Annotated in this window: 16 protein-coding genes and 1 pseudogene; 7 read left to right on the top strand and 10 right to left on the bottom strand. The window is 60.8% G+C overall.

From position 1 onward, the window contains the following. Window positions 1-314 (bottom strand): annotated as a pseudogene (locus BMY45_RS25485) (phage infection protein); the annotation flags it as partial. Window positions 315-564: 250 nt separating this feature from the next. Here BMY45_RS25485 and BMY45_RS25480 point away from each other — a divergent pair. Continuing rightward, entirely contained in the window at window positions 565-1194 is a 630-nt protein-coding gene (locus BMY45_RS25480) for a glutathione S-transferase family protein (protein ID WP_092402962.1), read from the top strand. Between the two features lie 83 nt (window positions 1195-1277). Here BMY45_RS25480 and BMY45_RS25475 read toward each other — a convergent pair whose 3' ends face one another. The 5 genes from BMY45_RS25475 to BMY45_RS25455 form a co-directional block, all read right to left on the bottom strand. Continuing rightward, window positions 1278-1814 (bottom strand): PqiC family protein, encoded by a 537-nt coding sequence (locus BMY45_RS25475; protein ID WP_092402960.1) that lies wholly within the window; start codon window positions 1812-1814, stop codon window positions 1278-1280. 17 nt (window positions 1815-1831) lie between these two features. After that, window positions 1832-3490, bottom strand: a complete 1659-nt coding sequence (locus BMY45_RS25470; protein ID WP_092402958.1) for a PqiB family protein — start codon at window positions 3488-3490, stop codon at window positions 1832-1834. Then, window positions 3471-4130 carry a paraquat-inducible protein A gene (locus tag BMY45_RS25465; protein ID WP_092402956.1) on the bottom strand — a complete coding sequence of 220 codons (660 nt, stop codon included), beginning with the start codon at window positions 4128-4130 and terminating at the stop codon, window positions 3471-3473. The genes BMY45_RS25470 and BMY45_RS25465 overlap by 20 nt, the downstream gene beginning before the upstream one ends. After that, entirely contained in the window at window positions 4127-4723 is a 597-nt protein-coding gene (locus BMY45_RS25460) for a paraquat-inducible protein A (protein WP_092402954.1), read from the bottom strand. The genes BMY45_RS25465 and BMY45_RS25460 overlap by 4 nt, the downstream gene beginning before the upstream one ends. 70 nt (window positions 4724-4793) lie before the next feature. After that, window positions 4794-5234 carry a CBS domain-containing protein gene (locus tag BMY45_RS25455; protein WP_092402952.1) on the bottom strand — a complete coding sequence of 147 codons (441 nt, stop codon included), beginning with the start codon at window positions 5232-5234 and terminating at the stop codon, window positions 4794-4796. Window positions 5235-5544: 310 nt separating this feature from the next. Between BMY45_RS25455 and BMY45_RS25450 the strand changes: the two genes are divergently transcribed. Continuing rightward, window positions 5545-7908: a DNA polymerase II gene (locus BMY45_RS25450; protein WP_092402950.1), complete on the top strand. Its 2364-nt coding sequence runs from the start codon at window positions 5545-5547 to the stop codon at window positions 7906-7908. A 192-nt stretch (window positions 7909-8100) separates the two neighbouring features. On the opposite strand, the gene BMY45_RS25445 is transcribed toward BMY45_RS25450, so the two are convergent. Both BMY45_RS25445 and BMY45_RS25440 read right to left on the bottom strand, forming a co-directional pair. Further along, a complete protein-coding gene (locus BMY45_RS25445) occupies window positions 8101-8922 on the bottom strand; it encodes an aldo/keto reductase (protein WP_092402948.1) in 822 nt (273 codons plus the stop codon). 108 nt (window positions 8923-9030) lie between these two features. Then, entirely contained in the window at window positions 9031-10182 is a 1152-nt protein-coding gene (locus tag BMY45_RS25440) for an aldose epimerase family protein (RefSeq protein WP_092402946.1), read from the bottom strand. A 296-nt stretch (window positions 10183-10478) separates the two neighbouring features. On the opposite strand from BMY45_RS25440, the gene BMY45_RS25435 reads away from it, so the two are divergent. The 3 genes from BMY45_RS25435 (at window position 10479) to BMY45_RS25425 (ending at window position 12945) form a co-directional block, all read left to right on the top strand. Beyond that, complete coding sequence (locus tag BMY45_RS25435) at window positions 10479-11228, top strand: hypothetical protein (protein ID WP_092402944.1); 750 nt, start codon at window positions 10479-10481, stop codon at window positions 11226-11228. A 102-nt stretch (window positions 11229-11330) separates the two neighbouring features. Further along, window positions 11331-12116 carry a sulfite exporter TauE/SafE family protein gene (locus tag BMY45_RS25430; protein WP_047227884.1) on the top strand — a complete coding sequence of 262 codons (786 nt, stop codon included), beginning with the start codon at window positions 11331-11333 and terminating at the stop codon, window positions 12114-12116. A gap of 280 nt (window positions 12117-12396) precedes the next feature. Then, entirely contained in the window at window positions 12397-12945 is a 549-nt protein-coding gene (locus BMY45_RS25425) for a DUF4174 domain-containing protein (protein ID WP_092402942.1), read from the top strand. Window positions 12946-12966: 21 nt separating this feature from the next. Here BMY45_RS25425 and ampC read toward each other — a convergent pair whose 3' ends face one another. Beyond that, window positions 12967-14115 (bottom strand): class C beta-lactamase, encoded by a 1149-nt coding sequence (ampC, locus tag BMY45_RS25420; protein WP_092402940.1) that lies wholly within the window; start codon window positions 14113-14115, stop codon window positions 12967-12969. A 252-nt stretch (window positions 14116-14367) separates the two neighbouring features. Between ampC and BMY45_RS25415 the strand changes: the two genes are divergently transcribed. Together BMY45_RS25415 and BMY45_RS25410 are read left to right on the top strand one after the other, a co-directional pair. Next, a complete protein-coding gene (locus tag BMY45_RS25415) occupies window positions 14368-15246 on the top strand; it encodes a Dyp-type peroxidase (RefSeq protein WP_092402938.1) in 879 nt (292 codons plus the stop codon). Between the two features lie 89 nt (window positions 15247-15335). After that, complete coding sequence (locus BMY45_RS25410; protein ID WP_092402936.1) at window positions 15336-16082, top strand: SDR family oxidoreductase; 747 nt, start codon at window positions 15336-15338, stop codon at window positions 16080-16082. Window positions 16083-16232: 150 nt separating this feature from the next. Here the strand turns inward: BMY45_RS25410 and mapR are convergent, their stop codons facing one another. Further along, entirely contained in the window at window positions 16233-17642 is a 1410-nt protein-coding gene (mapR, locus tag BMY45_RS25405) for a GntR family transcriptional regulator MpaR (protein WP_092402934.1), read from the bottom strand. Window positions 17643-17708: the final 66 nt, after the last annotated feature.

Here is a 17708-nt window from a genome sequence, read left to right as displayed (position 1 = left end):
ACGCGGTTCTGTTGCAGACGATCGGAACCACCTTCGGCAACGCGGTTCTGGATCAGGCGATCAGAGCCACCTTCAGCGACGCGATTCTGTTGCAGGCGATCGGAACCACCTTCAGCAACGCGGTTCTGGATCAGGCGATCAGAGCCACCTTCGGCAACGCGGTTCTGGATCAGACGATCGGAGCCGCCTTCGGCAACACGTTTTTCGATCAGTCGATCAGAGCCACCTTCGGCAACGACCGGGTGGGAGGTGGCGGCGAATGCGTTGGCTGCCAGTACCGAGAAAGCGAGGCTGAGGATGATTTGACGTTTCATGATGGTGTGCTCCGGGGATGCAGTTGGTTGGTGTGGAGCCATTGTTGTCCGGGGCGCCAATCAAGAGAACTTCATTGGCCTGATGGTGAATATCGACGGCGGTGATAGCTCGTTGAGTTGCTGCCAGCCGGCATCAATGATCGGTCCAGCCTGCATGCGGGCAGGCTCAAGAGTGTGCGTGTCGTCTGCCGGGTGGAACACTGATCGGCTTGCGGGTTCTACCGGCTATCCCAACGCAGGAGGCAAGTTCATGTATCAGTTATTTGGTTACAGGCAATCGGGCTCCTCGGCTGTGGAGATCGCTCTGTGCCTGTGTGGCGTGCCCTATCGCCGCGTCGATGCCTATTCGACCGAAGACAACGAGGCGGCGAAAGAACTCAAAACGTTAAATCCTCAAATACAGGTCCCGACCTTGCAGTTACCGGACGGTTCGGTGCTGACCGAGGCTGCGGCAATTCTGATTCACCTCGGCCTGGTTTTCCCCGAATCGAAGTTGCTGCCGGAAGATCCCGCCCAACGTGCTCAAGCCATACGGGGCTTGGTCTATATCGTCGCCAATTGCTACACGCCCATCGGCATCATCGATTTTCCAGAGCGTTGGCTGGTCGACGCTGATGAAGCGACTCGGCAGCAATTGGTAACGGGCACCCGGCAGCGGCTGTATCGCAACTGGGCGCTGTTTGCCGACCAGTTTGCGGCTCGCCCTTTTCTCAGCGGTGCCGAGCCGGGCGCACTGGATATCCTGGCGGCAGTGGTCACGAAGTGGGAAGACACGCGGCAGGCCATGCTAAACGCCCGACCGCCATTCTACGAGCTACTGGAGCGCATCGACCGCCATCCACGCATTGCGCCGGTGCTGTCGCTGCACTGGCCCTTGTAGGAGCTGTCGAGCGCAGCGAGGCTGCGAGCTTTTCTGGACGATTGAGTCTCAGGCGAACGTTCAAAAGGAGCGCACGCCCCTGGTCAAGGGCACGCGTTTCGGGCGGCAGCTTGCTCAACGAGGCCGACAAACTGCCGGACATTTTGCTGATGAGCCGTCACCAGTTCGTCGATGCTGCTTCCCGCCGGCGTTTGCAGGCTGTTACGACAGGTCAGGGTACGGGCTTCGTTGCTCAGCTCACGCAGGCGCCATTGCACGTCCATGCGGGCATATTGGCCAGGGATCGAATCGAAGCGCTGCACATCCACCCGCAGCAATAACTTCGGGGCGCCGGGGTTGCTCAGTTGTTCGTCCAGGCTGCTGTGCAGTTCATCGGCCAGACTGGCGCCCCACCATTGCGTTTCCAGAATCGCCAGCCCGCTGTTGCCTTGGCGAATGACCATTTGCGCGCGGTCCACTTGAGGCGGAACGCTCACCTGCTCGAGCTGGATGTCCATGTTCGTGCGTGGCTGGCCGGCCGGTTGAGCGGGGCTGAGGGTGTGGTACTGAATCGGGTCGCCGCGGCAGGCAGCAAGCAGCAGCGCCAAGGCAACCAGGGTAAGTTTCAGCATCGGCGGCATGGGGCGTGCTCCTGTAGTCATTCTTTCACCGGCAATGTGAGATTTTGCGCCGGTGCATCCTTGGGACGGCCGCGAAGCAGTGATTCGGGATGGCGGCTCAGGTAGTCGGACAGCTCGCGCAACGAACGCGACATACGCCCAAGATCGTCCAGGGTCTGGGTCAGTTGTTCGCGTTGCGGCGAATCTTCGGCCAGGGTCGAGTTGGCCGATTGCAGGGTCTTGCTCACGTCCTGCAAGGTGTTTTGCACGCTTGGCAAGGTCTTGCTGTTGAACTGGGCCAGGCCTTTGCGCAATTCCACCAGGTTGCCGTTCAAGTTGCTGGCCACACTTTCCAGGGGCAGCTTGTTGATTCGCTCGACCATGGCCTGCAGTTGTTCTTGCAGTTGCTGGAGACTGCCCGGGATGGTCGGCACGCGGACGGGGCGAGCGTTAGCATCGAAAGCGACTTTTTCGGCCTTGGGGTAGAAGTCCAGCGAGATGTACAACTGCCCGGTCAGCAGGTTGCCGCTGCGGGCCTGGGCACGCAGGCCGCGCTCGACGAAACTGCCGATCAGGCGAGCGCCGGCCGCTTCGTCGTCCGGGTTGTGATTGAGGGACTTGAGCAGCTTCTCATGGGCTTTCCCCAGGCGCTGGGGATAAATCACCACGCCGACGTTGACCGGAAAGCTGCGTTGCTTCTCATCGAAATCCAGGTTGATGGCTACAACCCTGCCCACTTCGACGCCCAGGAATTCGACCGGCGCCCCGACCCGCAAGCCGCGTAGTGCCTGATCAAAACGTAAAGCCAGGTATTGTGCCTTGCCATCCGGCGGGGCCAGGGCGCTCTGCTGGTCGGCAAACAGCTCGAACGTCTTGTCCTCGTTGGCCGGGGTGTCGTTGGGGCTGTATTCCGGTGCCCGAAACGCGATGCCGCCCACCAGCAGCGCCGAGAGTGATTCGGTCTTGACCGCAAAACCGTTGGCCCCGACGTTCACATCCACGCCGCTGACGTTCCAGAATCGGGTGTTTTCGGTGACGTAGACATCGTTGGGCGCATTGACGAATACGTCGATGTTGACCCCTTTGCCATCGGCATCCAGCGCATAGGACACTACTTGGCCCACCGGAATCTTGCGCAGGTACACCGGCGAGCCAATGTCCAGTGAGCCGAGGTCCTGGGAATGCAGGGTGAAGCGCTTGCCCGGTTCACCGTAGGTGATCGGTGGCGGGGCTTCCAGGCCGGTAAAGGACTTGGCACGAACCTTCGACTGACCGGCGTCGGCCCCGATGAAATCCCCCGACAGCAGGGTATCGATCCCGGAAATGCCGCCAGCCCCGATGCGCGGCCGTACGACCCAGAACACCGAGTCCTCATGCGTGAAGGTATCCGCCGTCTTGGCCAGCTTGACCGTAGCGGTGACGTTCTTCTGGTCGTCGCTCAACTGCACGTCGGTGACCTGGCCGATGACCACGTTGCGGTATTTCACCGGTGTCTTGTTGGCGGTCAGGCCCTGGCCGGTCTTGAAGGTAATGGTGATGGTCGGACCTTCCTGCAGCCAGTTATTGACCACCAGGGACAGCCCTACCAGCACCGCGATGATCGGCACTATCCATACCAGCGACACCGTCCAGCGGCGGCTGGTGACGTGGGCGCGACCGGGTGCCGGTTGCTGCCCGTCAGTGGCTTGCGACTTCATCCATGGCCTCCTCGGATGGTGGGGTGTCCCAGATCAGGCGCGGGTCGAAGCTCATGGCCGACAGCATGGTGAACAGCACCACGAGGCCAAAAAACAGGATGCCCGGTCGCGGTTCGATATCGCTCAGTGCCTGGAACTTCACCAGCGCCGCCACCAGCGCCACGACCAGCACGTCGAGCATCGACCAATAACCGATGACTTCCACCAGCCGATACAGTTTCGCCCGCTGAACCTGGGCCCAGGTGCTGCGCCGCTGCACGGTGACCAGCAGCAAGGTCAACACCACGAACTTGATGCCTGGCACCGCGATGCTGGCGATGAAAATGATCAGGGCGATGTCCCAGGCGCCGCCTTGCCAGAATTCGATGACACCACTGATGATGGTGCTGTCGGCGCCATCCCCGAGCATCTGGGTATTCATCACCGGCAGCAGGTTGGCCGGAATGTAGAACACCAACGCCGCCAGCATGTAAGCCCAGGTACGAGTGAGCGTGTCGGGTTTGCGCCGGTGCAGCGGGGCGTCGCAGCGGGGGCAGGTTTCGGGCTCGTCGCTCATGTCACAGGCCAGGCCGCAGCTGTGGCACAGGCACAGGTTCAGGTCGCGGGCCAAGGGCGGGGGAGGCAACGGTTCGCGGTTCATAGGTTGTCCCACAAATCGCGCACGTCGCGTCCGGCGATGCGGATCATCAGCAGACTCAGGGCGGCCAGGGCAAACAGGCCGATGCCCGGCAGCACGTCCAGCAGCCCGGCGAGTTTGATCACCGCCACTAGCGCACCCAACAGGCAAACCTCCAGCATGCTCCACGGCCGCAGGGTTTCCAGGCCGCGCATGCACAGGCTGAACCCCGGCGCTCGTTGGTTGGCGTAGGCATAGGCCAGCACCCAGATCAGCAGAGCCAACTGAAAGACCGGTGCGATGATGATCGCCACCGCGGCCACCAGGGCGATGAAGGTGATGGGGCCCTGGCTCAGCGCCACGATGGAATCCCACAGCGTCGCGCTGTTGCTCAGGCCCTGGAGACGGATGCTCATCACAGGATAGATGTTGGCGAAGGCCCATAACACCGCTGCCGTTACGCTCAAGGCCAGGCGCTGTTCAATGGTCAGGCCGTTGTAGCGCTGGATCACCGCGCCACATCGCACGCACGAGGCTTTCTGATGCGCAGCGAGCACCATCGGCTCGTACACCGCATCACAATGTTCGCAAATGATCAGTCGGTCGGTATCGGCCATCGGGATGCTCGGCAGGAACAACTCCTTCAATATAGAAGGCGGTTGAGATTGAGCAACCCGCCCGAGCGGGTCATTCGCCGCGAATGTATTGCTCCAGTTGTCGGATCAGGTCCGCCTGCTCGGCAATCGCTTCCTTGACCAAGTCACCAATGGACAGCAGACCGACAAGCTTGCCGTTTTCTACCACCGGCAAATGCCGCAGATGCTTTTCGGTCATGATGCTCAGGCAGGCTTCGACATTCTGGTGGGGGTCTATCGTGATCACGGGTGACACCATGATGTCGCTCACTTTCGTGCCGACTGAAGAGCGGCCATGCAGGACCATTTTGCGTGCGTAGTCGCGCTCACTGATGATCCCCAGTACTTCGCCGTTCTTCACCACCAGCAAAGCACCGACGTTTTTCTCGGCCATGCGCATCAGGGCCTGCAGCACCATGTCGTCCGGTGAGATGGTGTGCACTTGCTGGTTTTTCTCGTCTTTGATCCGGAGCAACTGCGCGACGGTTTTCATGGGGAAGCCTCAGGTGTTGTTTTTGCGGGTGGTTTAAGAATCGTAGACCCAACGGCGCAGAGCAAGCGCTAAAGCGGCAGTCAGTCGTCCAAAAGCGTCATTGCCGGTGAGTTCACCACCCAAGTGAGGCCATACACTGTTGGGGCGAGGGGATTTTTCGCCACTGTGGGAGCAAGGCTTGCCCGCGATGCGGGCGCCTCGTTTCCCTGGGAGACTGCGCCGTCTTCATCGCGGGCAAGCCTTGCTCCCACAGATAAATCCCCGCGCCACAGGTAGAATCGCAACTTACGCAAAATTCGAGGTTGCAGCGGTGGATTTACAGCAGGGCTTCGTCCTGACCCGGCATTGGCGCGATACCCCGGCCGGCACCGAAGTCGAATTCTGGCTGGCGACCGACGCCGGCCCCCGTCGCGTGCGCCTGCCGGTGCAACCGTCGGTGGCATTCGTGCCGCAGATTCAGCGCGGTCAGGTCGAAGCCTTGCTGCAAGGGGAGAAGGACGTTGAGTTGCGTCCCCTGGACCTGCTGGATTTCGCGCATCGACCAGTGCTGGGCCTGTATTGCCGGCAACATGCCCAACTGATGCGCCTGGACACAACCTTGCGTCGCGCCGGCGTGGATGTGTTCGAAGCTGACATCCGTCCGCCGGAACGCTACCTGATGGAGCGTTTCATCACCGCGCCAGTCTGGTTCGGTGGCACCGAGGCCGCCGATGGCCTGCTGCTGGACGCCCAGATGAAACCGGCGCCCGATTATCGTCCGCCATTGCGTCTGGTGTCCCTGGACATCGAAACCACCGCCCAGGGCGATTTGTACTCCATTGCCCTTGAAGGCTGCGGCGAACGTCAGGTGTATATGCTCGGCCCGCCCAATGGCGACGATACTGCCGTGGATTTCCAGCTCGAATATTGTGAATCGCGCACTTTGCTGCTCAAGAAACTCAACGATTGGTTTGCCCGTTTCGACCCCGACGCGATCATTGGCTGGAACCTGGTGCAGTTCGATTTGCGCGTGTTGCATGAGCACGCCCGGCGCCTGGCCGTGCCGCTACGCCTGGGGCGAGGCGGGGAGGAGATGCAGTGGCGTGAGCATGGCGCGCGCAACAATCACTTTTTCGCCTCGGCGGCCGGCCGGCTGATCATCGACGGCATTGAGTCGCTGCGTTCGGCGACCTGGAGTTTTCCTTCGTTCAGCCTGGAAAATGTCGCCCAGACGCTGTTGGGAGAGGGTAAGTCCATCGACAACCCGTACCAGCGCATGGACGAGATCAACCGCATGTTTGCCGAGGACAAACCGGCCCTGGCCCGTTACAACCTCAAGGACTGTGAGCTGGTGACGCGGATCTTCGCCAAGACCGAGCTGCTCAAGTTCCTGCTGGAGCGGGCCAGCGTCACCGGTCTGCCGGCGGACCGCAGCGGTGGTTCGGTGGCGGCCTTCACCCACTTGTACATGCCGCTCATGCACCGCCAGGGTTTCGTCGCGCCGAACCTAGGCCAGCGCCCGCCCGAGGCCAGCCCGGGTGGTTTTGTCATGGATTCCCAGCCGGGGCTCTACGAGTCGGTGCTGGTGCTGGACTACAAGAGCCTGTATCCGTCGATCATCCGCACCTTCCTGATCGACCCGGTAGGCCTGATCGAAGGCCTGCGCCACCCGGACGAAAGCCAGTCGGTGCCGGGCTTTCGCGGGGCACGTTTCTCCCGCACGCGGCATTGCCTGCCGGCCATCGTGGCGCGGGTGGCCGAAGGCCGGGAAACCGCCAAGCGTGAACACAATGCACCGCTGTCCCAGGCACTGAAAATCATCATGAACGCCTTCTATGGCGTGCTCGGTTCCAGTGGCTGCCGTTTCTTCGATCCGCGGCTGGCGTCATCCATCACCCTGCGGGGTCACCAGATCATGCAGCGCACCCGGCAGTTGGTCGAAGCCCGGGGGCATGTGGTGATTTACGGTGATACCGACTCCACGTTCGTCTGGTTGCGCCGGGCCCACGGTCAGCAAGAGGCAGCGTCCATTGGCCAGGAACTGGTGGCATACGTCAATCAGTGGTGGCGCGAACACGTGCGTGATGAGTTCGGGCTGGAGAGCGCACTGGAGTTACAGTTCGAAACCCATTTCAAACGTTTTCTGATGCCCACCATTCGTGGCGCGGAAGAGGGCAGCAAGAAGCGCTATGCCGGGTTGGTAACCCGCGCCGACGGCAGCGACGAGATCGTCTACAAGGGCCTGGAAACCGTGCGCACCGACTGGTCGCCGCTGGCCCGGCAGTTCCAGCAGGAGCTGTATGGGCGGATCTTCCACCGCAAGCCTTACCAGGATTATGTGCGCGATTATGTGCAGCAGACCCTGGCCGGAGCGTTCGATGATCGGCTGGTTTACCGCAAGCGCTTGCGCCGGCCTCTGGAAGACTACGAACGCAACGTACCGCCGCATGTGCGGGCCGCGCGACTGGCTGACGAGTTCAACCAGCGCCAGGGCCGGGCGCGGCAGTACCAGAACGGCGGGTGGATCAGCTACGTGATCACGGTCGCCGGCCCCGAGCCGCTGGAAACCCGCAGCGCACCGATCGATTACGACCATTACGTGACCAAACAGCTGCAACCGGTGGCGGACGCGATTCTGCCGTTTGTGGATGACGATTTCTCGACCCTGGTGGGGGGGCAGATGGGCTTGTTCTGACGGATGCGCCAGTGTTGTTGGGAATGCTCCCGCTGGGCTCTGTAGGAGCTGGCGAAGCCTGCGATCTCTTGATCTTTCGCTTGAGACTCAAGTGTCTGGGGAAAGATCGCAGCCTCGTTGCACTCGACAGCTCCTACGGCCCCCAGCGGGAGCAAACTCCCTCGCCACGAAAAGCGCGTCGCTCGGGGCGTGCTAAACCATCGCCAACCGCTGCTTGCCCTCAGGTTGCGGGAACATCAAGTCCAGCGCCGCCAGATCCTGGGGGGCGAGCTTCAGGTTGGCCGCTTCGGCGTTCAGGCGCACATGTTCAGTCTGAACGGCTTTGGGAATGGCAATGACATTGTCCTGACGCAACAGCCAGGCCAGGGCTATCTGCGCTGGGGTTGCGCCATGGCGTTCGGCGATCTGCGTCAAGGTGTGGTCCTTGAGCAGTTGCCCACCCTGGCCGACCGGGCAGTAAGCCATGACTGGCATGCGCTGCTGTTGGCACCAGGGCAACAGGTCGAACTCGATGCCACGCTCCTGCAGGTTGTACAGCACCTGGTTGGTGGCGCAGGCCGGTGACGCCAGTTCTTCAAGGTCCGCGACATCAAAGTTCGACACGCCCCAGCGGCCGATCTTGCCTTCTTCGCGCAGGCGTTCGAACGCTTCGACGGTTTCTTCCAGCGGGTATTGCCCGCGCCAATGCAGCAGATAAAGGTCGATGTAATCGGTGTCCAGTCGCCGCAAGCTGCGTTCGCAGGCCTGGGGAATGCCTTTGCGGCTGGCATTGTGGGGATACACCTTGCTCACCAGGAAAATCTGGTCCCGCAGGCCGGTGATCGCTTCCCCAACGACCTCTTCCGCGCCGCCCTCGGCGTACATCTCCGCCGTGTCGATCAGCGTCATGCCCAATTCGATGCCCAGGCGCAGGGCCGCCACTTCCTTCTTGTGAAGGGACGGTTCTTCACCCATGCGCCAGGTGCCCTGGCCAATCACCGGTACGGCCTCGCCAGCCAGTTCCAGAGTCCTCATGTCTACCTCCTGTTTGCAGAACATCAGACGTGTGGCAGCAGGATAGACCAGGTATTCAAGGTTGATCGTCCCCACCGCGGTGAGAACGATCTTTTCGAAGGGCAGGATTTATTGCGCGGAGAACTTCAACACCATGGTCTGGGTGTAGGTCTGGCCGGGGTCAAGCCGGGTCGACGGGAAGTTCGGCTGGTTGGGCGAGTCGGGGTAGTGTTGGGTTTCCAGAGTGAACGCGCCCCAATGCGGATAGACCTTGCCTTGCTTGCCCTTGACCGTGCCGTCGAGGAAGTTGCTGGTATAGAACTGCACGCCAGGCTCGGTGGTGTAGAGCTGCAAGCGCCGTCCGGACTGTGGATCATGGACATCAGCGGCCAGTTTGCTCACGTCACCCTTGGCGTCAAGCGCCCAGTTGAAATCGAAACCGCCCTGTTTGGGTTCGGCGAATTTGAGCTGCGGGTGATCAGCCTTGATATGGGTGCCGATGGCGGTGGGCTTGGTGAAGTCCATCGGCGTACCGGCCACGGGGGCCAACTCACCGGTGGGGATAAGCTTGTCGGTCACCGGGGTGTAATGGGCGGCGTGCAGTGTCGCGACCTGTTTCAGTATGTCGCCGTTACCGGCACCGGCGAGGTTGAAATAGCTGTGGTTGGTCAGGTTCAGCACCGTGGGTTTGTCGGTGGTGGCTTGGTACTCGATGCGTAATTCGTTCTGTTCATTGAGGCTGTAGGTGACATCTGTTTTCAGTGCACCAGGGAAACCCATCTCGCCATCGGCCGACAGGTAGGTCAGGGTCACGCCCACCGAGTCCTTGCCGTCATGGGGTTCGGCCTTCCAGACGCGCTTGTCGAAACCTTGCGGTCCGCCATGCAGGGAGTTGCTCTTGTCGTTCTGCGGCACCTGGTAACGCTTGCCGTCCAACTCGAATGCACCGCCCGCCAGGCGATTGCCGAAGCGGCCAATGGTTGCGCCGAAATACACATTGCCGTTCTTCTGGTAACCCTGCACATCGTCGAAGCCCAGCACCACATCGGCGGCCTGGCCGTTCTTGTCCGGCACGATCAGTGACTGGAGGATCCCGCCGTACGTGATGACAGTGGCCTCCATGCCGTGGCTGTTGCGCAGTACGAATTTTTCCACTGCGGTACCGTCGTTGGTCTTGCCGAACGCTGCGCGTTCATTGCTCAGGCCGGCGGCCTGGGATGCAGAGGTGGCGATCATCAGAGACACTCCGAGAGCCGTGAGCAGATGTCTGGATTCAAGCATGGTGTGACCTTCCTTCCTGTCTTGTTGTTGTTTGGAACGCGGGTCGAGTCCGGTGTTTAGACGGACAGCGATGAAGGTTTAATTCGCTTAGTAGTCTTTCTATTTGAAAGGCTAGAAGGGATATATAGCCATTAATCGTGATTAATCAATTAAAAAGTCATACTAATTGAGTGATGCGAATCTTTCCCGTCTTTGGGGTTTTCCCTCGTCCATCGCACTTTTACGTTTTTTGCCGCTCTATCCATGGCCAGGAAGCGGCGAGCCCCACCGCCTCCCCAAGCCCAGACCGAGACTCGATGGCCGGTGTTTTTCATTTCGTGATGGTGTCGCGACGTCGCTGTTCAGCGCTGTTGGCCGGCGTGTTGATGTTGCTTGGCAGCGGTTGCAGTCATCAGCAGGGGCAGGACATGGTCACGCAGTTCAGCAATACCAGGCCCCAGGAGCTGCTGCAGACCAGCGTTGACCGCATGGCCACACTGGCGATGCATGACAACCTGCAAAGCCTCTATCTGCTGATGAACAAGCTTTATCTGCGCAACCCCGAAGAGTTGCGCAAGTCCGGGTTTCTCGACGCCCGAGCTGCTGAAAAGCAGGTGCGCCTGGCCATCGAGCAACAACAGCCGTTGCCGACCCTGGGCGGCAAGAAGGACCTGGCCGCCCTGAGCTATGCCATGAGCCCTGAGTTCCTGGGGGATCGGGTGGGGGCGTTCATCTACGCCATTGGCAGCATGCTGGTCACGGCCCATGGCAATCGTCTCGAGTTCTACATGACCGATACGATCGACCCGCGCTTTGTCAGCAACGCGGCGCGCAACATCGAAAAAGCCACTTGGATACTCAGCCAACGACTGGACAAAGACGGCAAACCGCTGCTGTTTTCCAATGAGATTTCGGAGGAGGGCAGCAATCTCAGCTTTGCTGTGGAGTTTGGAAAAATCGTTGCGCGCCTGGACCTGCTCACCCAAATGCTGGACGAGCGCTACCGGCGGATCGGTCTGAACTATGCCCAGAGTCTGCTCTTTCTTAACTTCCTGCCGGTTCAGTAACGTCAGAGGAAAAGGGAATAAAGATAGATCACATCGGTATAGGTGGTTATAAGAAAAATCGCTATGCTCGCGACCAGATTTTATTTCATGCGGTCGCGCTTAATGGATTTCGGTAATGTCGGTTTAGTCATAGCGGGCTTGGTCGTCGGTTTCATCGTCGGGATGACCGGCGTGGGCGGCGGTTCGCTGATGACCCCCATTCTGTTGTGGTTTGGTATCAACCCTGCAACCGCAGTGGGTACCGATCTGCTGTACGCGGCGATTACCAAGTCCGGCGGTGTATTGGTTCACGCCAAAAACCGCAACATCGATTGGGCCATCACCGGCTGGCTGACCTTGGGCAGTGTGCCGGCGGTTGGATTGACGCTGTGGTTTCTCAGCAGTCTGCACAGTTCGCCCGACGCCATGAACGCGATCATCAAGCAAGCCTTGGGTTTTGTGCTGTTCGCCACCGCCCTGGCGATTCTGTTCAAGAAACGCCTCCTGCAATTTGCCCATGATCGTGCAGGCGGTCACTACAATCCCACCGGCTCGCGGCTCAATGTACTCACCGTCGTCACTGGCCTGATATTGGGCGTCATGGTCGCACTGACCTCCATTGGCGCTGGCGCGCTGGGCACCGTCGCACTGTTCATTCTCTATCCATTCCTGGTCACCAAGCGCCTGGTGGGCACTGAAATCGCCCACGCCGTACCGCTGACCCTGGTCGCTGGCCTGGGTCACGCCAGCATGGGCAACATGGACTGGCACATCCTGGGTTACCTGCTGGTCGGCTCGTTGCCGGGCATCTACCTGGGCAGTCACTTGTCGGGGCGCATTTCCGATGAGGTGCTGCGCCCATGCCTGGCAGTGATGCTGGCGATGATCGGGTTCAAGTTGGCGTTCTAACTCACCTCCGCATCAACCAATGTGGGAGCGAGCCTGCTCGCGATGAGGCCGGTACAGCAGAACATCTGCTTGATTGACTGTGCGCCATCGCGAGCAGGCTCGCTCCCAAATAAGTTGTGCCCGACTCCTGTAACGAAATTGTTCATCTCCTGCGCCACGGTTGCGCAATGACCCCTCTGGCCTAAGCTTCAAGGCAGGCAGACGCGGTAATGGGCGACTGTCGCGGAACAATCGCCGCCATGCGCAATCAGTACAGCGTAGATATCAAAAGGAGAGGCGCATGCTCATTCGGTCGTTGACCTTCGCTACCTTGCTGGCCATTGCTGGTCCCTTGTTCGCTGCGGATGGCGACTCACCCTTGGCCGCGGACAAGGGCAAATCCCGCCCCTTGATTGTCATCGCGCCGAGCACCGTCGATCCTGCATGGGTCAGCTTGAAAAAAGCACTGGAGGAACCGGCCGGCAAACAGGGTTTTTCCGAGCGCAACCTGGTGCTTTACACCGTGCTCAACACGATGGGGCAGCGTGACGGCAAAGACCTGGACCCGCAAAGCACCATGGCGCTGATCCGTTCACTCAAGTTGGGGGCCGGTGCCCAGACCAAGATCATCCTGGTGGGCAAGGACGGAGAAAAGAAGCTTGAGCACTCAGGAGCGATTGAGCTGAAGGACATCTTCGACACGGTCGATAAACTGCCTCCAGCAGAAAAGGAAGCGGCGGCGCCAGCCCCGACTCCCGCGCCTGAAGCCGCGCCAGCCCCGGAAGGCAAAGGCGCCAAGGCGGGCAAGGCAGGTAAGCCAATGACTGCGCCGAAGCCGCTGGAGGATTGACCGGGCAGGCGATGGTGGCGCCTATTGTTTCTCCAGCGCCGTCAGGATCTTGTGCGCGGCCTTCACCCGTTCCTCGATCGGGTAGTTTTTGTTTGCCAGTATCACGATCCCCATATCCTTCCCAGGGACGAATGCCGCGTAGGCACCGAAGCCACCGGTCGATCCCGTCTTGTTGATCCAGCTGTCAGCCGGCGCGGGCAAGGGTGGGTCGAGCGGTGCCACTTTTTGTGGCATCAGGGCCATCTGCGGTGTATTGCCGGCTAATAACGCGTCAAGCGTGACCGGGTAGGGATAGAACTCCCAACCCAACCCCTGGGTCATGCCACTGACCTTGTAGAACCCGGTGTGTGTCGTGGTAATGGCCTGCCGCAAATCGGCGTCGAGCTTTTCAGGCCGCAGGTTAGCCTCGATGAAGCGGATCAGGTCCGATGAACTGGTTTTCACGCCATAGGCCTCGGAGTCCAGCGCTCCAGGTCCGACCCGCACAGGCTTGCCGTCCTTCGCGTAGCCTTGGGCGTATCGGCTGAGTTGATCCTTGGGCACCCGCACATAGCTGTGCTTGAGGCCCAATCCCGGCATCAGCGTCTGTTCCATCACCTCATCAAACGGTCGTCCCAGGCTGCGGGCCGCCAGGTAGCCGAACAGGCCGATGCTCGGGTTTGAATAGAGCCGCTGGGTACCGGCCGGGTAGAGTGGTTTCCAGGTCTGGTAGTAGCCGAACATCCGGTCCGGATGGTCCGCTTCGCCAGGAAACTGCAACGGCAGGCCACCCGGCGTGTAGGTGGCAAGGTTGAGCAGGCTGATGCCTTGCAGCGCGCTGCCGCTCAGCTCGGGGGCGAAGCGACCGGCCGGGTCCGACAGGGACAGCTTGCCTTGGGCCTGGGCGTAGGCACCGAGGGTGGCGGTGAAGGTCTTGCTGACCGAGCCGATCTCGAACAGCGTCTGGTCGGTCACTGCCTGCTTCGTGTCCTTGGAGGCCACCCCGTAATTGAAGTACTGATGTTCACCGTTGTGAGTGATTGCCACGGCCATGCCGGCGATGTCCTGTTGTTTCATCAAGGGCTGGATCACGGCATTGACGGTGTCTTCAACGCGTTCCTGGGCAAAGCCCGTTGTCGTTCCACAGGCCAGGAAAAAAACGCCCGTGAGTATCGATTTGGCGATGTGCATGTCTGACCGTTCTCCATGAGTCCTGAGGATGCCAGCCGCTCTGCCAGCAGCTTTGGGGGCACTCAATCTAGGGCGTTTTCGGTTGTCCGGCAATCGGGAGTCTGCCGATCCGAACCGGGTTGCGAGTCATCTGACCGGGTTGAAAGAGACTTCCTACAAAAATCTTTGGCTTCCGGGCTTCGACAGCCCCATGGCGAACCACACAAACCACCGGTCGCCGGGTAAACTTGCGCTCTTTCTAAAGGAGTCCACATGAGCTACTACCAGCCCGGCATTCTCGCCACCCCTGTTCCGCCTCAGGCCCGTCACTTGTTTTTTGCCCTGGAATCGGTCGAGGCGCTGCCGGCTGCGATCGATAAGCTCTTGTTGCAAGTCGACGATCGAGTGGTGATCGGTTTTGGCGAGTCACTGGTCCAGGCGCTGGGCGCGCAGGTCGAAGGTCTGCGGGCGTTTCCGGCCCTGGCCGGCGTAGGCGTGGACAACCCTTCGACCCAGCACGCGCTGTGGTGCTGGCTACACGGCGAAGACCGTGGCGAGCTGCTGCACCGCAGCCGTGCCATCGAGGCTGCTCTGGCCCCGGCGTTGCGCCTGGTGCAGATGAATGAAGCCTTCCGCCACATGACCGGCCATGACCTGACCGGTTATGAAGACGGCACTGAGAACCCTCACGATGAAGCGGCCATCGCCGCGGCCCTGGCTCAGGGTGTCGATGGGGTGCGCGGCGGCAGTTTCGCGGCGATCCAGCAATGGCAACACGATCTGGATGGTTTCGCCGCCATGCAGCCCCATGAACGCGACAACATCATGGGCCGGCGCCTGAGCGACAACGAGGAAATCGACGATGCCCCGGCGTCGGCCCACGTCAAACGCACCGCCCAGGAAAGCTTCGCCCCAGAAGCCTTCGTCGTACGCCGCTCCATGCCGTGGATTGAAGGGGATCGCGCCGGTCTGATGTTCCTGGCGTTCGGTTTCTCCCTCGACGCTTTCGAGGCCCAACTGCGGCGCATGAGCGGCCTTGAGGACGGCATCACCGACGGCCTGTATCGCATGAGCCGGCCGATCACGGGGGGCTACTACTGGTGCCCGCCGTTGCTGGATGGACGTCTGGATCTACGGGCTTTGGCCCGCTGAGCCAAGCGCAAGCACAACGGCTTGTGCAAAAGCGCAGCGTGAACGCTATTCTTGGGCCGCACGTCTATCCGTGAATGGGGAGAGCAAACGTGGATAAAGTCATCGTCATCACCGGTGGCGGGCGCGGGATCGGGGCAGCCACGGCGCTGTTGGCTGCCGACCTGGGCTATCGGATCTGCATCAATTACCAGTCCGATGAAGGCGCCGCGCAGGATGTGCTCGGACAGGTCCGGGCCAAGGGCGCCCAGGCGATTGCCGTGCGGGCGGATGTCAGTATCGAAGACGAAGTGGTCGCGCTGTTCGACCGTGTGGACGCTGAGTTGGGCCGCGTCACCGCTTTGGTGAACAATGCCGGCACGGTCGCCCACAAGTCCCGGCTTGACGAAATGTCCGAGTTTCGCATTCAAAAGATCATGAAGACCAACGTCCTGGGGCCGATCCTGTGCGCCAAGCACGCGGTGCTGCGCATGTCGCCCAGGCATGGCGGGCAGGGTGGCAGTATTGTGAACGTCTCCTCGGTGGCTGCCCGCCTGGGCGCGCCGGGCGAATATGTTGACTACGCGGCCTCCAAGGGCGCGTTGGACACATTCACCATTGGCCTGTCCAAGGAAGTGGCGGGGGAAGGAATCCGCGTCAATGCGGTTCGCCCAGGTTATATCTATACCGATTTCCATGCCCTCAGCGGCGACCCGGACCGGGTCAGCAAGCTGGAGTCGGCGATTCCCATGGCCAGGGGCGGCCGCCCCGATGAAGTGGCTGAAGCGATTATCTGGTTGCTGTCGGACAAGGCTTCGTATGCGACGGGGACGTTTGTGGATTTGGGGGGCGGGCGTTGAGCTTTGAAATATAAGTTGTCTGTTCTACCGCCATCGCGAGCAGGCTCGCTCCCACAGTGGGTTTGCGGCGAGACGAATCTCTCAGCTACTCAGCAGATCTCATGTGGGAGCGAGCCTGCTCGCGATGGGGCAATAACAGACAACCCCATATCAAAACGACCGAATAATCCGCCCCAACGTCTCCATGGCTTTCTCCGACACTTCGGTCCACGGGCTGCCGTAGTTCAAACGGATACAATTGCCGAAACGCCGGGTCGGTGAAAAGATCGGCCCCGGAGCGATGCTGATGCCTTGGGCCAAGGCCATCTGGAACAGTTTCAGCGAGTCCATCTGCTCTGGCAGTTCCAGCCACAGGAAATACCCACCCGCCGGCTGGCTGACGCGGGTCTGGGTGGGGAAATAGCGGGCGATGGCGGCGAGCATGGCGCTTTGCTGTTCTTCCAGGGCGTAGCGCAGTTTGCGCAGATGGCGATCATAACCACCGTGTTGCAGGTAATCGGCGATGGCCGCCTGGGCTGGCATCGAGGCGCACAGTGACGTCATGAGTTTGAGCCGTTCGATCTTCTGTGCGTAACGCCCGGCGGCGACCCAGCCGATGCGATAGCCTGGCGCCAGGCTCTTGGCGAACGAACCGCAATGCATCACCAGCCCTTCGGTGTCGAACGCCTTGGCCGGCTTGGGTGCCTGCTGGCCGTAATAGAGTTCTGCGTACACGTCGTCCTCGATCAGCGGCACCTGATGACGGCGTAACAACTGCACCAACGCCTGTTTTCTTTCCTCGGGCATGGTGGCGCCCATGGGGTTCTGGAAACTGGTCATGCACCAGCATGCTTTGATCGGGTGGCGCTCCAGCGTCTGCTCCAATACATCCAGGTCGATGCCGTCGCGCGGGTGCACCGGAATTTCCACTGCCTTGAGCTTGAGCCGCTCCAGCACTTGCAGGCTGGCGTAGAACGCCGGCGCCTCGATGGCCACCAGGTCGCCGGGCTCGGTGACGGCTTGCAGGCACAGGTTCAAGGCTTCCAGGGCGCCATTGGTGACCAGCAGTTCTTCCATGGGCAGCATCAGCCCGCCGACCATGTAGCGCAGGGCGATCTGTCGGCGCAATTGCGGATTGCCCGGTGACATGTCCGTAACCACCATTCGAGGGTCCATGTCCCGCGTTGCGCTGGACAGCGAGCGGGACAGTCGTTGCAGGGGAAACAGGGTCGGGCTGGGGAACGCCGAACCGAACGGTACGGTGGCCGGATCCTTGATCGAGTCCAGCACCGAAAATACCAGCTCGCTGACGTCGACTTCGGTGCTGTCGTGCACCTGGGGGCTGATCACCGGTTCGGCGAACGGATTGGGGGCATGGGCGTTGACGAAGTAGCCGGAGCGCGGACGAGCCCGGATCAGGCCACGACGCTCCAGCAGGTAGTAGGCCTGGAACACCGTGGACGGGCTGACGCCGTAGGTCTGGCTGGCATAACGCACCGATGGCACACGCTGCCCTGGGCCCAGCACGCCGGAGCGGATCAGTTCAGCGATGTCATCGGCGAATTTCTCGTAGCGTTTCATGGTGGGCCTAGTCTTAAGTGACACATGATTTGCGTTTTTTCAAACCGTGGGAGCAAAGCTTGCTCG

It is taken from the genome of Pseudomonas sp. NFACC39-1 (genome assembly GCF_900110355.1).
Taxonomy (GTDB): Bacteria; Pseudomonadota; Gammaproteobacteria; order Pseudomonadales; family Pseudomonadaceae; genus Aquipseudomonas; species Aquipseudomonas tehranensis.
The sequence above is the reverse complement of the archived record's forward strand: the minus strand, read 5'-3'. Positions and strand labels throughout refer to the sequence as shown.

Coding starts and splice junctions, on each gene's coding strand:
- BMY45_RS25475 (WP_092402960.1), bottom strand. CDS start 1,814: ATGCCGCCGATGCTGAAACTTACCCTGGTTGCCTTGGCGCTGCTGCTT.
- BMY45_RS25440 (WP_092402946.1), bottom strand. CDS start 10,182: ATGCTTGAATCCAGACATCTGCTCACGGCTCTCGGAGTGTCTCTGATG.
- BMY45_RS25430 (WP_047227884.1), top strand. CDS start 11,331: ATGGATTTCGGTAATGTCGGTTTAGTCATAGCGGGCTTGGTCGTCGGT.
- BMY45_RS25470 (WP_092402958.1), bottom strand. CDS start 3,490: ATGAAGTCGCAAGCCACTGACGGGCAGCAACCGGCACCCGGTCGCGCC.
- BMY45_RS25455 (WP_092402952.1), bottom strand. CDS start 5,234: ATGAAAACCGTCGCGCAGTTGCTCCGGATCAAAGACGAGAAAAACCAG.
- mapR (WP_092402934.1), bottom strand. CDS start 17,642: ATGAAACGCTACGAGAAATTCGCCGATGACATCGCTGAACTGATCCGC.
- BMY45_RS25480 (WP_092402962.1), top strand. CDS start 565: ATGTATCAGTTATTTGGTTACAGGCAATCGGGCTCCTCGGCTGTGGAG.
- ampC (WP_092402940.1), bottom strand. CDS start 14,115: ATGCACATCGCCAAATCGATACTCACGGGCGTTTTTTTCCTGGCCTGT.
- BMY45_RS25425 (WP_092402942.1), top strand. CDS start 12,397: ATGCTCATTCGGTCGTTGACCTTCGCTACCTTGCTGGCCATTGCTGGT.
- BMY45_RS25460 (WP_092402954.1), bottom strand. CDS start 4,723: ATGGCCGATACCGACCGACTGATCATTTGCGAACATTGTGATGCGGTG.
- BMY45_RS25435 (WP_092402944.1), top strand. CDS start 10,479: ATGGCCGGTGTTTTTCATTTCGTGATGGTGTCGCGACGTCGCTGTTCA.
- BMY45_RS25445 (WP_092402948.1), bottom strand. CDS start 8,922: ATGAGGACTCTGGAACTGGCTGGCGAGGCCGTACCGGTGATTGGCCAG.
- BMY45_RS25415 (WP_092402938.1), top strand. CDS start 14,368: ATGAGCTACTACCAGCCCGGCATTCTCGCCACCCCTGTTCCGCCTCAG.
- BMY45_RS25465 (WP_092402956.1), bottom strand. CDS start 4,130: ATGAACCGCGAACCGTTGCCTCCCCCGCCCTTGGCCCGCGACCTGAAC.